10 protein-coding genes, 1 tRNA gene and 1 pseudogene are annotated in these 14,806 nt (G+C 65.8%); 7 read left to right on the top strand and 5 right to left on the bottom strand.

The window, feature by feature from the left end:
• Window positions 1-9: 9 nt before the first annotated feature.
• The 4 genes from EYZ64_RS03750 to EYZ64_RS03735 form a co-directional block, all read right to left on the bottom strand.
• Window positions 10-1,605 carry a DUF7159 family protein gene (locus tag EYZ64_RS03750; RefSeq protein WP_135451920.1) on the bottom strand — a complete coding sequence of 532 codons (1,596 nt, stop codon included), beginning with the start codon at window positions 1,603-1,605 and terminating at the stop codon, window positions 10-12.
• A gap of 221 nt (window positions 1,606-1,826) precedes the next feature.
• Window positions 1,827-3,179, bottom strand: a complete 1,353-nt coding sequence (locus EYZ64_RS03745; RefSeq protein WP_135451918.1) for an ammonium transporter — start codon at window positions 3,177-3,179, stop codon at window positions 1,827-1,829.
• 479 nt (window positions 3,180-3,658) lie between these two features.
• A complete protein-coding gene (gene dcd / locus EYZ64_RS03740) occupies window positions 3,659-4,228 on the bottom strand; it encodes a dCTP deaminase (RefSeq protein ID WP_039313451.1) in 570 nt (189 codons plus the stop codon).
• A gap of 16 nt (window positions 4,229-4,244) precedes the next feature.
• Entirely contained in the window at window positions 4,245-5,234 is a 990-nt protein-coding gene (locus tag EYZ64_RS03735; protein ID WP_135451916.1) for a DUF7159 family protein, read from the bottom strand.
• Between the two features lie 357 nt (window positions 5,235-5,591).
• Between EYZ64_RS03735 and EYZ64_RS03730 the strand changes: the two genes are divergently transcribed.
• The 4 genes from EYZ64_RS03730 to EYZ64_RS03715 all read left to right on the top strand — a co-directional run bounded on the left by EYZ64_RS03730 (window position 5,592) and on the right by EYZ64_RS03715 (window position 8,129).
• Window positions 5,592-5,665, top strand: a tRNA-Gly gene (locus EYZ64_RS03730).
• 161 nt (window positions 5,666-5,826) lie between these two features.
• On the top strand, window positions 5,827-6,075 hold the full coding sequence (locus EYZ64_RS03725) for a hypothetical protein (protein WP_135451914.1): 249 nt from the start codon (window positions 5,827-5,829) through the stop codon (window positions 6,073-6,075).
• A gap of 258 nt (window positions 6,076-6,333) precedes the next feature.
• Window positions 6,334-7,434 (top strand): TIGR03857 family LLM class F420-dependent oxidoreductase, encoded by a 1,101-nt coding sequence (locus EYZ64_RS03720; RefSeq protein WP_135451912.1) that lies wholly within the window; start codon window positions 6,334-6,336, stop codon window positions 7,432-7,434.
• A gap of 173 nt (window positions 7,435-7,607) precedes the next feature.
• Window positions 7,608-8,129 (top strand): TetR/AcrR family transcriptional regulator, encoded by a 522-nt coding sequence (locus EYZ64_RS03715; protein ID WP_353653661.1) that lies wholly within the window; start codon window positions 7,608-7,610, stop codon window positions 8,127-8,129.
• 53 nt (window positions 8,130-8,182) lie between these two features.
• On the opposite strand, the gene EYZ64_RS03710 is transcribed toward EYZ64_RS03715, so the two are convergent.
• Window positions 8,183-8,830, bottom strand: coding sequence for a rhomboid-like protein (locus tag EYZ64_RS03710; protein WP_286175252.1), 648 nt, complete (start codon window positions 8,828-8,830; stop codon window positions 8,183-8,185).
• A gap of 237 nt (window positions 8,831-9,067) precedes the next feature.
• Here EYZ64_RS03710 and EYZ64_RS03705 point away from each other — a divergent pair, with 237 nt between their 5' ends.
• From EYZ64_RS03705 to EYZ64_RS32290, 3 genes and pseudogenes are all read left to right on the top strand, one after another.
• Window positions 9,068-9,553: a MarR family winged helix-turn-helix transcriptional regulator gene (locus tag EYZ64_RS03705; RefSeq protein WP_135451910.1), complete on the top strand. Its 486-nt coding sequence runs from the start codon at window positions 9,068-9,070 to the stop codon at window positions 9,551-9,553.
• A 162-nt stretch (window positions 9,554-9,715) separates the two neighbouring features.
• On the top strand, window positions 9,716-12,232 hold the full coding sequence (locus tag EYZ64_RS03700; protein WP_135451909.1) for an arylsulfatase: 2,517 nt from the start codon (window positions 9,716-9,718) through the stop codon (window positions 12,230-12,232).
• 957 nt (window positions 12,233-13,189) lie between these two features.
• Window positions 13,190-14,806, top strand: a pseudogene (locus EYZ64_RS32290) (hypothetical protein); the annotation flags it as partial.

Here is a 14,806-nt window from a genome sequence, read left to right as displayed (position 1 = left end):
CGACTGGTGTCAGTGCCCGCCGAACGACGGGAACGGCCACAGCGGTCCGCCGTCGCCACCCGACTTGTGAGAACCACCGGAACGACCGGGGTTCCAGTCGCCGGATCCCGAGCCACCCGGATTCCAGTCGCCTGACCCGCCTGAACGGCCGGGGTTCCAGTCACCGGATCCCCGGCCCGGGTTCCAGCCCGAACTCGGACCCGAACCCGATCCCGGGCCCCAGTCATCTGAGCCTGAACCGGGCCACTGCGGGGTTTCCTGTTCGTGGCGCGACGGCGGGTCCCACCGCGGAGACTGCTCCCACGGCGGGCGGAAGATGTTCGGCAGCCGCGGCGCAGGCGGCAACACGACCAGCGGCGGGATGTACGGCGCCGGCGGGTTGTAGATCGGTGGCGGCGGCGCGGGCGGAGCTTCGGGTGCCGGAGCAGGCGCCTCAGGCGCGGGCGGCGGGGCCGCGGCGGGCTGTTCGACGTAGACCGTGCGCGGCGGAGCCTGCGGTGCGGGCGCCGGGGCTTCCTGCACCACCGGGATCGGGGCCTTGATGGTCTCTGGCGGCGGGGCCGGTGGCGGCGGTACGGCAGCTTCTGGCGGCGGCGCCGGGGCCGGCAGCTTGGCCGGGGCGCTGGGCGCCACTGCGCCCTGCGCCGGGGCCGGACGCTGATCAACCGTCGGCCGGATGCTCACCGCAAGCGAAATAACCAGGGCCACAACGCCAACCACGAACACCGACGTCAACGCCGAACCCACCAGGAGGAAGGGTTTGCGCTCCTCGTCCATCGGCATCTCGTCGGCGACGAGGTCCACCCCGTCGATGGCATCGGCACCGGCCGGGGCCATCTCGGTGGCCAGGCCGGCCAGCGCGTAGGCGCTGCCCGCGGTCGACCCGTCGGGATCTTGCGAATAGGCCAAACCGACCGTGGTGGCCTCGAACGCCGGAGCATTGGCCGACGCGAGTGCGGCACCGCGCGCCAGCGCCATCTCGGGCTCGTCCGGGGCGCTGACGGGTAGCGACACCAGAGGCTCCAGGTGCGCCTTGACCGAGGCGACGTCGACGCCTGAGCCGAGAACGAACATGCCCCGCGGTGCGGAATCGGCGGCGTCGACGGCGGCGGCCATATCGGTGAGCACGGCCATGGCGTCGGCGCTGTGCAGGGAGCGGCTCAGCACCTTGACCACAGAACCGTCGTCGGTCTTGACCACGGACAGCGTCGCGGCGTCACGGTCGATGAACAGCAGCGCCGTGGTGTCGTAACCGACCGCGCGGCCCACCGCCTGAGCCAGCGCGGCGGCGGCATGGCTTTCGGAGACCAGCATGACGTCGTCGATGCCGTGCGCGGACAGGGTGTCGCGCAGTGCGGCGGCGTCGGAATGGTCGGTCCAGGTGACCCCGATCGACTTCAGATGGTGCCCGCCCGCGGTCGCGCTCTCCTGGGTTCCGAGGATCGCGGCGACCACCTGATCGGCCGCGCTGATGGTTGCCGAATCTTCACCGGCGGTGACGTCGAAGACGTCGTGATCGACGGTAACTCCGTCGGCCTTCTCCCCCTCGACCAGCACCATGCGGACCGTTGTAGGTGCCATCGCCACACCCAATACGATGTCCACCGAGCCCTCCAATGTGTTTGCTACACTGCGTTTGTCGCCATTGCGCACACATTCCGCACGAACCGACAACTAGAACCTTCATCGGCGTAACCAGCTCGATCGTTACACCTGCGCTCGTTAGCTACAGCGCTTGGACTCCGGTCGGACCGCGGCGGCGTTGTGCGTGCCGGCGCCGGTTAGTTAGACCCTACTCGGCATTACGACAAAGAGCGCCGGCCGGTTCATCCCGCGCTGTCTTCCTCGGCCGGATCGGGACGCTGTTCGTGGTCTCCGAGCTGGCCAAAGTGCCCCAACTGCCCCAGCGTGCCGCCGAACAATCCCGGTCGGCGCTGCGGCAGGTGCCCGTGCACACCCTCGGCGTATGCGGACTCGGCATGCTGGGTGAAGTCGACGCCGGTGGTCTCGTCTTCGGGGCTGAGCCGGAATCCCATGAACCGGTCGATCGCCTTGGCGAGTCCGTACGACACCGTGAACGCGTAGACCGCCACGACGACCACAGCCAGCAGCTGCTTGCCCAGCTGGGTCAGCCCGCCGCCATAGAAGAGGCCCTGCGGGCCCTGGGTCATCACCTCGGTGGCCAGGAAACCGATCAGCAGCACGCCGACCACGCCGCCGACGAAGTGCACACCTACGACGTCGAGCGAGTCGTCGTACCCGAACCGGAACTTGAGGCCGATCGCAAAGGAACACACCACGCCGGCAGCCAGGCCCACTACGACCGCGCCAAGGGTGTTGACGGTGCCGCACGACGGGGTGATCGCCACCAGGCCGGCCACCACACCGGAGGCGGCGCCGAAGGTGGTGGGCTTGCCGTCGCGGACCTGCTCGACCGTGAGCCAGCCCAGCATGCCCAAACAGCCCGCGACCAGGGTGTTGAGGAAGATCGCGGCGGCGGTGCCGTTGGCGGCCAGCGCCGAACCCGCGTTGAAACCGAACCAGCCGAACCACAGCAGACCGACGCCGAGCAGCACGAAGGGCAGGTTGTGCGGGCGCATCGCGTCCTGTTTGAAGCCGATGCGCGGGCCGAGCACCAGGGCCAGCGCCAGGGCCGAGGAACCGGAGACGATCTCGACGACGAGGCCGCCGGCGTAGTCGAGGACGCCGAGGCCGGCCAGCCAGCCGCCCGGGCCCCAGACCCAGTGCGCGACGACGGCGTACACCGCGACCGCCCAGAGCGGGACGAACAACATCCAGGCGGCGAACTTCGCCCGGTCCGCGATGGCCCCGCTGACCAGGGCGGCGGTGATGATCGCGAAGGTCAGCTGGAACGTGGCGAACAGCAGTTCGGGTACCGCGCCGTGGGAGGTGCTGGGCGTGATGCCGAGCATGCCGAAGTGCTGCAGGCCGCCGATCAGACCGCCACCGGCGTCGTCCGAGAACGCCAGGGTGTAGCCGACCAGCAGCCAGGCCACCGTGACCAGCGGGATCGAGATGAAGCTCATCATGATCATGTTGAGCACGCCGGTCGTGCGGACCATGCCGCCGTAGAAGATGGCGAGGCCGGGGGTCATCAACAGGACCAGCGCGGTGCTGGCGAGCAGCCAGGCGGTGGCGGCCGGATCGATTTCGGGCACGTCGAGCTCCTTTGGTCTCGACGAGAATGTCGGGCGCGCGTTTCAGCCACGCGGCGCGCGTGTTTCAGCCGTGTTTCGTGTTGCGGTGTGGTTACTGAAAGTTCACCGGGCTTGGGTTTGGGCTGCCGAGTGTGCGCATCTGCCTCGCGGTCGCGGCGGCCCCGCGGTCGCGGCGCCCAGCCGCGCCGAAGCCTCGCCGCTTTCTACACCTGCGCTGTTGATCACCAATTCCACAACGCACACGTAGAAAACCACGCAGAAGCAGGCCAACCAGGCATGCTCACCCCGCGTCGCAGCGCCCAGCCCCCGCCGAAGCCTCGCCGTTTTCTACACCAGCGCTGTTGATCACCAATTCCACAACGCACACGTAGAAAACGACACAGACGTAGGCAGCCAGGCCCCGGATGCACGCCGAGTGGCCACTTATGACACGCGAATCGCCCGTTTACGTGTCATAACTAGCCACTCGGCAAGAGCGCCTACGACTTGATGAAGTTCAAATGCGAACGTGACGGCGTCGGCCCACGCTGACCTTGATATTTCGAGCCGACCTTGTCGCTGCCATACGGGTGCTCGGCCGGGCTGGTCAGCCGCAGCAGGCACAGCTGGCCGATCTTCATGCCGGGCCACAACGTGATCGGCAGGTTGGCGACGTTGGAGAGCTCCAGGGTGATGTGCCCGGAGAACCCCGGGTCGATGAACCCGGCCGTCGAGTGCGTCAACAATCCGAGACGGCCCAGCGAGGACTTGCCTTCCAATCGACCGGCCAGGTCGTCGGGCAGCGTGCACACCTCGAGCGTGGAGCCGAGGACGAACTCGCCCGGGTGCAACACGAACGGCTCACCCTCCGCGGGTTCGACCAGGCTGGTCAGCTCGTCCTGCTGTTTGGCCGGGTCTATGTGGGTGTAGCGGGTGTTGTTGAAGACCCGGAACAGGGTGTCCAGACGGACGTCGACGCTCGACGGCTGCACCAGGGCATCGTCGAACGGCTCGATGGCCAGGCGTTTCGCGGCGATCTCGGCCCGGATGTCCCTATCGGAGAGCAGCACCCGACGAGCGTATCGGTTACCGACGGACCACCTGCGGCAACGGCGGCAAGGCGGTGTCGGCGTCGGGCCCCACCAAGGATTTCCCAGCCGCCCTCCCAACCAGTGGCACCACCTTGCGCACGACGGTGTGGATCGGCAGCTCGGGCGGCGAGATCGGCGCGGCATGTTCAACCGGGGTCGACGCCTGCGGCGGCGAGTTGCGAGGGCCCCCGCGCATGGTCACCGCCAGGAACACCGCACCCGCCACGATCAGCACCGCTGTCGCCACGACCATCGCCAAGGTGTGCGTCAGAGGGTCACGCTTGACTGCCGGCGCGGCCTCGTGGCGACGGTCTGCACTGGCGAGCAACGCGCCGCGTGCCAGCAGCAGGGCGGCGTCGTCACCGAGGACGACCGGCCGCGACATCACCGAATTCGCTTCCTCGACAAGACTTTCCGCATTGGGTTTCGAACCCGCGATGGCAACCGCGGAGATCGGTTCGGAGAAGCCGTCACAGACGCCGCGCAGCGCCAACACTGCGGTGGCCGCATCAGGTCCAACCAGACGGCGGCTGTGTGTTCGGCGCGTACCGTCCTCGCCCTCGGCGCCGATCGCGGCCAACATGGTCTCGTCGGGTTCCATCACGCACAGCGCGATCGAGTCGCAGTCGGCGATCTGAACGGTGTATTCGGCGACGGCTGCGAGCGCGTCGTTGGTGGAGACCACCTCGACGTTGGCAATGCCCAGCTCCTTGAGGGCGTCGAGGATCGACTTGGCCTCGCTGGCCACCTCGTCGGTCCAGGTCAGGGCGACGCGGTCGACGACGTATCCGTTCGCCGGGGCGGCGGCGCAGGTGCCGAGCACCGCGTTGACGACGTGCTCACTGAAGTCGGGGTGCTCGACGCCGATGCGGGTGTGCGCGTCGAAACCGTCGTGGTCGATCATCGCGCCGTCGCCGCGAGTGCCCTCCACCAGGAGAAGTCGGGCATCGCGCGAGGTCATGGCGATACCGATAACAACATCCATGGGAAAACCCCTCGATAGACTGGGCCCGTCGCGCGGGCCTGCTCGCTCCATTCAGCGCCGGATGGAGCCCAGGACGACCGACGGTAGACAGGGCGCCTGAGAGCGAAAGCCCAAGCTGTTATGCGACTCTCAGGGACGGGCGCGAACAGGAATCATGTTCTGGGGTCGTATCTTTCGCCATGCCGCCCGAAGCACCGGGTCCGCACTGGGCAACGGTCGAACGGCCGCGTCGACAACCTTCGCCAGGCGGGGGCTGCCCCACGGGTCAGCCGGCGTCAATTTCTCAGACTCGTGGCGGCGTTGTCCGCCCGCCTTACCCACAACCCAGGCCGAGTTGCTATCCTTCGTCAGCACCATGCCGATGTAGTTCAATGGCAGAACATCAGCTTCCCAAGCTGAATACGCGGGTTCGATTCCCGTCATCGGCTCCATACATACGAGTCAGCGGCGTATAGCAAATTGCCAGCTAACTCGAATCGGCGGAATCCTTCCTGCTCACCTAAGCAAATCTGGCGCGCGATCACCGGAAACGATTTAGACCACACGAGTAGCATCAACACTTGTCGGGGGCCATCGGCCGGAGGTACCGATCATGATCGACGCGACCCGCTCACTCGTTGTTACTGCCGCAGCAATACTGACGCTGGGCGTCAGCACCGCCGTCGCCAATGCCGACCCACCAGCACCCGGCTCCGCCTGCGGCCCCGACAAGGTGATCACGTCCGTCAACACCTGCGAGCCGCTCAACTCATCGTGCACGGGGTATGACGGCATGGTGATTGGGCGGGTGGCCGCTGACGGCCGGTGCGTGATTCCGGGGCTCGACGGCACCCGGTGGTAGGCCGGACCGGTAGCGGGAGAGTCGTCACCGACCGTCGATGATGGCAGCTGCTTCAGCACCAGAAGACCACGAGAGTGGTTGCAGCACAATACTTCAACAAACCACGGCGGACGGCATTCTTCACCGTCGCGCACGCGGCTGATCTTGCCGGAACCCGGCTCACGCCGCCACACCCTCCCATTCATTGAGAACCCTCATTGACAATCGCCGTCGCCGTGGCAGACAGTGCTAGACGTCCGCGGAACGAAAGGCACGTCATTGAGTACGAACCAGCCAGAAGACCAGCTCAACGAGCTCGGCTATTACGCGGTGACCCGTCACCCCGCGGATGTCCGGGTGGTCCTGCCCGAGGCCCGTACGGCCGAAGGCCTCGGTTTGGGTTCCTGCCACATCGGTGAGCGCTTCACGGTGAAGGACGCAGCGGTGCTCTCCGGCGCGGTGGCGGGCTGCAGCACAAGCCTGGGGATCGCGCCGTCGACCAACTACCACACGCGTCACCCAACGGTCACCGCCACAGTGGGATCGACGATGCACGCGCTCACCGAGGGCCGCTTCGCCATGGCGTTCGGCCGTGGAATGGCGGCGTACTGGAACGCGATCGGTCTTCCGGTGGTGACCGAGGCCCGACTCCGTGACTTCTTCGGCATCCTGCGCCGGCTCTGGGCCGGCGAGATGATCCTGAACCATGACGGCCCGGCCGGAAAGTGGCCGTTCCTGCGCCACGCCAGCGGCCTGCCCGACGGACCTCCCATCGGCTTGGTGGCGGTCGGCCCCAAGACGATGGAACTCGCCGGTGAGATCGCCGATTTCGTTGTGCTCCATACCTTCTTCTCCGATGAGGCGACGACATCGTCGGTCGCGGCAGTGCGCCGGGGCGCGGAACGCGCGGGCAAGGATCCCGACAGCGTCCGCATCTGGGCGTGCCTGGCAACAGTCCCCGACGCGTTGTCGCCGGAGGACCAGATGCGCCGCGGAGTTGGCCGGCTGGCGACGTATCTGCAGGCCTACCCGGACGTGCTCGTCACGGCCAACGGCTGGGATCGTGCGGTGTGGGACCGGATCAGGCAGTCCGAGCTGTTCACCAATGCCGCCACCGCCGGGCCCATCGACGCCAGTGCCTCATTCGAGACGCTGCAGCGGATCGCCGAGCTGATTCCCACCGAATGGTTGGATTCGGTGGCCAAGGGGTCACCGCAGGACTGCGCGAAGACGATTGCCCGGCAGTACGACCTGGGCGTGCACTCCGTCATCATGCATGGGGCGAGCCCACACGAACTCGCGCCCGTGGTGCAGGCCTACCGGGCGGACCGGCCGACGCTGCGGCGAGCTGTCGCGGCGAACCCGGGCAGGTTTGCCTGAGCGCCCGCGAATCCCCGCAGGCCGCCCGTGCTCTGGAGCAGTGGCAGGCCGCGGTTCCGTCGGCGGTCGTCCAGTCGGCCGCGGGCACCCGGCTGAACAAGCGCGGCCTCGAGACCCGCGCGCGTCTGCTCGACGTCGCCATCCGCTGTCTGGCCGACAGCGGTGGCGAGCCGGTGTCGGCGAACCGCATCGCCAAAGATGCGGGCGTCACCTGGGGCACGGTGCAGCACCAGTTCGGCGACCTGGACGGGCTGTGGGTGGCGGTGATCACCGAGATCCATTCCCGCAGTTGGGCATCCAATCCGGGTGCCCGGCCGTCGCGCAGCGGCACCCTGCGGGAGCGGGTCACCGCGGCCATCGACTCCACCTGGACGTACCTGGACACCACCGAGGGACGGGCGCTCACGGCGTTGCGCACCTCGCTGCCGCCGCGGCGTTCGGATATCGCCGCCGAATACCCGCAGACAGCAGCGGCTTTCGCGGCGCGCGAACTCGATTGGATTCAAGGCTTCGACTATCTGATGGACGGGCTCGACCTCGACCCGGACCAGCTGTACCGGGTGCGGTGTCTGCTTCCCGCCGCGATCCGGGGCCTGAGCAACGAACGCCAAGTTGGTTTCACCTCGGATCTCGAGATCGCCCGTGCCACGTTGACCGACGCGGTGGTGGCGTTGTTGTCCCAGCCGCGGGCGTGAGGGCGAGCCGGGGCCGCGCCGGTTTCTACACCAGGGCTGTTGATCCGTCGCGGTCACGACCCTGCGGTAGAAAGTGACGACGCGGCCCCAGCCCGCGCCCGCGCCCGCCGCGTCAGCGGATAACAGCACAGCCCGATCAACAGCGCCGACACATGCCCGATCGCGGTGAAGTTGATATTGCTCACCAACGCGGCGCCACAGAAGATGAACGCCGCACCCAGGTACAGCCACCGCCACGGCCGCGCGAAGCGATAGGCCAGCACGGCGCCCACCCCGGCGAGGAAGTAGCTCACCCCGACGTCGCGGACATGGACGAGCCGCTCAGGCGCGAGGTGATCGTGGATCGCCAGGTACAGCAAGCCCTCGCTGATGTAAGTCGCCAGCACATGAGAAATCAAACCGACTGCAAGCCAACGAATTTGGCCTAGCCAACGTTCAGCCGGCGCGAGAATGAGGGTAAAGAGCACCAGGTACGGGGTCCAGAACCGGCCATCGATCCAGAACAGGCTCGTCAATAGCACGTAGAGCGGATCGGTCCCCAGATGGTGGATGTTGGTCGAGCTCTGGACCAGGAGGTCGTGCAGCTCCCGACCATGCGTCTGGCGCTGGATGATCGTGGTGACGAGCAGAATCGCCAACCACGCATAGGTCAGCGGGGCGCTGCGAACATATCGCCACACCGCCGTCGACCATGACTTCAGGCGCACGGTAATCAGTATGGGCACGGCGGCTGGACGTTCGCCGAGATTGTGCCGAAGACAATGGAGGCTGCACGACCGGCAAACGAGCGCTTCGCGAATCACATTGACATAACAGGTTTTTGCATACAAAACGATCCGCAATTGACGTCACCGCAAGGATCCGGGCATAGCCCCATGCCCATGCCCACGCCAGAAACTCACAGCCACCGCACCGGCTCTCCGTGGGATACTCACTGGATGGGCAGCGCGCCGCAGCACGATATGACCCGAACTCCGGTCGACGAACTATCGGCATTCGAAGTGGCAACCCGAGATCTGGTGGGCGTTGCGCTGCGCAGCGTGGAGCAACTGGAGATCTCGCTTCCGCAATTCCGGCTGCTGCTCGTGCTGCAGGAGCGCGGGAAGTCGACATCGACGGAGTGCGCTCAGGCGCTCGGCGTGGTCGGGTCGACGGTGACCCGACTGGCCGATCGGTTGGACGCCTCCGGTCATCTGGTTCGCGGTTCCGACCCCACCAACCGCAGCGTCGTCACGCTGTCGCTGACCGACCGCGGCCGCAAACTGGTCCGGCAGATCACCACCCGACGCCGGCGCGAACTGAGCCGAGTACTGGACCGCCTCGACCCGACCGAGCGCGCAGCGTGCGCCGCGACGTTGCGGAGCGTCCACGAGCTAATCACCGATGACGACCACGACGACCTGAACCGGCCGATACCCCTGTAGAAATACCACCCCCAAAAGGGCGATCGACAAGCCTGTGTGCGGCCCTCGCAAGCACCGGTCTGCCGCAAGAGATGTCATGGCACACAACGCTTGTCGACTGTTGCAAGGTCGTGCGGCGATTTCCCGGGACAGTGCACCTGATCGGGCCTAGTGTCAGCCAACATGGAATCGAACCACGATGACATGACCGAGACCGATCGCAATCAGCGCGGCAAATTATCGAGACGTTCGATGCTGGGAGGCATCGCTGCCGCCGGAGTAGGTGCGGCCACCGTGGGTGCGTTGACCTCCGGCTGCGACGACACAGGAAAGCCCAGTGCCGGCGGACACACCGGCCCGCCCGACTACGGCACGGGCATCAACGAGGGCTTCAACGGGAAGATCGAACTCGACATTCGTGATTCGAAACCGGATTGGAAGCCCTTCGAACTCAAGCACGCGCCCGAGGGTGCACCCAACGTTCTGGTGGTGCTCTATGACGACACCGGCATGGCCTCATGGTCGCCCTATGGCGGCCGGATCAACATGCCGACGCTGCAAAAGCTGGCCGACAACGGACTCACCTATTCGCAGTGGCACACCACGGCGCTGTGCTCGCCCACCCGGTCCTGCCTCTTGACCGGCCGTAATCACCATGTGAATCGGTTCGCGAGCATCACCGAGGGTTCCGAAGGTTTCCCGGGCGCGGCAGCCCGGCTGCCTGCGCAGTGCGCGACGGTCGGCCAGGTGCTCCAGGAGAATGGCTACAGTACCTTCTGGGTCGGCAAGAACCACAATGTGCCCGAAGAGGACGTCTCCAGCGGCGGCAGCAAATCAGAGTGGCCGCTGCAGAAGGGATTTGACCGCTTCTACGGATTCCTCGGTGGGGAAACCAACCAGTGGTATCCCGGCCTGACCGAAGACAATCGGTTCATAGACCAGCCGTATACCCCTGAACAGGGTTACCACCTGTCGAAAGACCTTGCCGATCAAGCGCTCCGAATGTTGCGTGATCAACGGTCCAGTAACCCCTCCAAGCCCTGGTACATGTGGTTCTGCCCCGGCGCGAACCACGCGCCACACCACAGCCCCGAGGAGTACTCGGCCAAATACAAGGGCAAGTTCGACGACGGCTACGAGGCCTACCGCGAATGGGTGCTCAACCGAATGATCGACAAGGGCATCATGCCCAAAGGCACTGAGCTGACCCCGATCAATCCACTGCCAGAAGACGTGGCCGTGGAGGCGGACGCGGTACGCCCATGGGATTCCCTGAACGCAGACGAGAAGAAGCTGTTCTCCCGGATGGCGGAGGTGTTCGCCGGCTTCTCCGAGTACACCGATGCCCAGGTCGGCCGCGTGGTCGACTACCTGGAGCAGACCGGACAGCTGGACAACACCCTCATCTTCTACTGCGCCGACAACGGCGCATCAGGTGAGGGGTCGCCCAACGGCTCGGTCAATGAGAACAAATTCTTCAACGGGTACCCCGACGACTTGGCCGAGAACATGAAGATGATCGACAAGCTCGGCACTCCCGACACCTACAACCACTATCCGACGGGCTGGGCGGTGGCGTTCTCCACACCGTTCCAGATGTTCAAGCGCTATTCGCAGTTCTCCGGCGGAACCTGCGACCCGATGGTGATCCACTGGCCCAAGGGCATCAAGGCCAGGGGTGAGGTGCGCCATCAGTACCACCACGCAACTGACGTTATGCCAACCATTCTCGACGTCGCGGGTATAGAGATGCCGGAGGAGTATCGCGGCATCAAGCAGTACCCGATAAATGGGGTGTCGATGCGGTACACCTTCGACGGTGCCGATGCGCCCACCACCAAGAAGCGTCAGTACTACGCGATGCTGGGCACCCGCGGGATCTGGCAGGACGGCTGGAAGGCGGCGGCGCTGCACGCACCGATCAGCGGCAAGGGCCATTTCGATCAGGACAAGTGGGAGCTGTTCCACGTCGACGAGGATCGTTCCGAGTCGAAGAACGTGGCCGATCAGAATCCGGCCAAGCTCAAGGAGCTGATCGACGCGTGGAACGAGGAGGCCAAGAACAACTACGTGCTTCCCCTCGACGACCGCACCGCGGTCGAGCTGATCACCATCGAGCGGCCGCAGTTCGAACCGTCCCGCACTCGTTACCTCTATTACCCGGAGACTGCGCCGGTGCCTGAGGGCGTGGCGGCCAACATCCGCGGCCGGTCCTACAAGATCATCGCCGACGTCGACATGACCAAGGACGCTCAGGGCGTGCTGTTCGCGCACGGTTCACGCTTCGGCGGGCATGCCCTGTTCATCAAGGACAACAAGCTGCACTACGTCTACAACTTCCTGGGCATTCAACCCGAGCAGGTCTTCGTCTCCGGTCCGCTGCCGGAGGGCAAGCACGCACTGGGCATGGAGTTCAAACGGGAAGGAAAGGGCCCGAACGGCGAATCCACCGGCACCACAATCCTTTACGTGGACGGCAAGGAAGCGGCCAGGGGTCCGATGCGGGCACAGATCGGCAAGTTCGCGCTCGCCGGCGACGGGTTGTGCGTCGGGTTCGACAGTGGCGACAACGTGTCGTCGCTGTACCAGAATCCGGGTCGGTTCACCGGCGGCACCATCAGAGGCGTCGCGGTCGACGTCAGCGAGGAGTCCTACGTCGACCTCGACAAGGAAGCCCAGGCCGCGTTCGCGACGGACTGAGTCCAAACGAGAGTTCCCCTAGCCGCCCGAGCATTCCCGCTCGGGCGGCTACGACGCGGCAGACAGCCCTGCACTTTTCAATCCGTCGCTGATTCGCCAAAGTACTTCCAACTCCGCAACTCCCGTCAGCCAGGCGAACTCCCGCTGTTGCGATCACAGCGCAGCGAACGAACGCGGTCTATGCAGATTGGGACAGCCACCCACTCTCACAAGCTGATTCGAGAAGCACCCGGCGCGGCGATCAACGGCACGACCGATGCCACACGGAACTGGTTTCAGTTCGGTGCTGATGAATCCCGCTCGTAGGCACCATGTTTGAATCTTGAACGTTCATGCGCGCTGCCGATCGAGCAGCCGAAGCAGTGAATCCCCAGCTCACCGGCGTGATATCGACGCACCCACACGTCGCGGCTTCAATCGAAATTCCCCGAGATCATGTTCCTAGAGCCTCTCACTGGCTACCTTCAGGCGTCCCCAGCCCGTGCCAGGAAGGAACACACCTTGCAAATCTCCCTACGGCCCTACATGACCGCCGGGGTCACCCCGGCGGGTGTGCCAGCGCCATCCCCGCCACACCCATTGCGCCGCCCCCGCTAACAGCGTCGGCCACACACGTCTCGGCCCCCGGCAAGCGATTTCATCACACCCGTCTGCCATTTTCACATCCCAGCTATTCGGCGAAATAGCATGTGCAAGTAGGCAATTCGACACTGAAACGTGTTTCAGCAAGGTGCTCATCTCGGCGCGTAGGCCGGACTGCATTTCGCCCGTCGGCCCGAACATCGGCATTCAGTTCGAAAAAGCAACCGCACCAATGTCCAACGTCATCTACGTCTAGAAGGGAAAGTCCAAGTGGAAGTATCCGTTCGGCCATATCTCACTGCCACCACCGCGCTTGTTGGTGCTGGTGCCATAGCTTTGAGTCCAGTCAGTCCCGTTGATTCGAATGTGAGGGATTTGCGGGCTCCTGTGGTGGAGGCGGACGTCGGGTTGGTGGCGGCGCCGTTCCCGTTGCAGACGTGGTTGAACACCGGCATGAATGCGGCAAACAACGTGTATGCCGTCGGTCAGGGAATGTGGGCGGTGCCGGCGCCACTGCTGCGGCAGATGACGGCCAATCTGATCGAATACGCCGCGATCGATATCGGCGCGTACCAGGCTGCGGCCACTGCTGCGGTGAAGTATTTCGGAACGACGTACCCCGCGACCATGCAGACCGCGGTCGCCGCGTTGGATGCCGGTGATTTCGTGGGGTTCATGACTGGTGTGAACAGCGCGATCTTCGACACGTTCTTGTATGTGTTGATGCCGATGCAAGGGGCGCTGGCGATCCCACAGCACATCGCGACTAGCCTCGCGGCCGCGGCCGTCTACCTCACGGGCGCATTTGTGACCGCTGCGGGGGCGGTGGTGGTGCAGGGGACGCTTCCCGCGGTCACGGCTGCGATCGGTGCCGACCTGCAGGCAACCTACGACGCCGCCACCAGTGGCAATTTGGTCGGCACGATCGTTGCCCTGGCGGACCTGCCGGCCGCGGTGAGCAACGCAGTCCTCAACGGGGTGGGCGGAGTCGGGGGCGTGCTTGGGCCCGGCGCCTCGATCATCACCGGCGGAGGCTTCTTGGGCCTGCTTGCGCAGACCCTGCCACAAGGAATCGCCTCGGCCATCGCGGACCCGGGCGCACAGAACATCATGACCGGGGGCACCGTGCAGGCGGCGTGGCAGGACCTTGTCACGCAAATGACCACCCAGTGGCCCACGCCCGACGAGTTGGCGACCATCCCGGCGGGTATCGCGGCAGGGCTTCAGGGCCTGCCGGAAGCAGCGCTGAATGCGACCGGCAAAGCGTTGGGCGGGTTGATCGGCGGCGGCGGCAGTCCTGCGATCGCCCCGGGAGAACAGATCGATGAGCTAGTTCTGTCTGGTGGTGGGGAGTCCTTGGCCGCGGCTGTCAGCGCAAAGGCGTCCTCGGCCGCGCCCGCCACTGGTGGTCCGGCCGACAGGCCGGCCGGTCTGAATCTTGATGGCCTCGACACGGGGGGCCGCGGACTGATTGGGATGTTCATCGGTGACGGGACTGCTGAGAATCCCAACGCCGGGATCCTGATCGGGAAGGGCTACAGCTACGGCACCGTGGCCGGGGACTGCGCAGCCAGCTGTAACGGTGGTAGCGGCGGGATGTTGTTCGGTCAGGGCGGCAACGGCTTCGGTGGCGGCACCGGCGGCGGCGTCGGTCTGATCGGCAATGGTGGCGCCGGTGGTGCGGGCACCGTCGGCAATCTCGATGGTGGCGCCGGCGGGAAGGGCGGCATCTTCGGCAACGGCGGCGCCGGAGGGGCCGGGTTCGACACTGGCAAGGGCGGCACCGGTGGCAACGCCGGCGTGATCGGGAACGGCGGCACCGGCGGGGCAGCCGGTGCGACCGGCGGGACCGGCGGGACGGGCGGCCTGGGTGGGTTGCTCACCGGCAACGGTGGCACCGGCGGGGCTGGTGGCGGAGTTGGTGGTGATGCCCGCGCCCTCGGCAACGGCGGCACCGGCGGTGCCGGCAACGTCAACAACCCCACCGGTGGT

Origin of the sequence: Mycobacterium sp. DL99 (assembly GCF_004762045.1) — a bacterium.
GTDB lineage: Bacteria > Actinomycetota > Actinomycetes > Mycobacteriales > Mycobacteriaceae > Mycobacterium.
The sequence above is the reverse complement of the archived record's forward strand: the minus strand, read 5'-3'. Positions and strand labels throughout refer to the sequence as shown.

Excerpts from the sequence above, each read along its gene's own strand:
- EYZ64_RS03735 (WP_135451916.1), bottom strand. The coding sequence starts at position 5,234 with ATGGATGTTGTTATCGGTATCGCCATGACCTCGCGCGATGCCCGACTT.
- EYZ64_RS03725 (WP_135451914.1), top strand. The coding sequence starts at position 5,827 with ATGATCGACGCGACCCGCTCACTCGTTGTTACTGCCGCAGCAATACTG.
- EYZ64_RS03705 (WP_135451910.1), top strand. The coding sequence starts at position 9,068 with ATGGGCAGCGCGCCGCAGCACGATATGACCCGAACTCCGGTCGACGAA.
- EYZ64_RS03700 (WP_135451909.1), top strand. The coding sequence starts at position 9,716 with ATGGAATCGAACCACGATGACATGACCGAGACCGATCGCAATCAGCGC.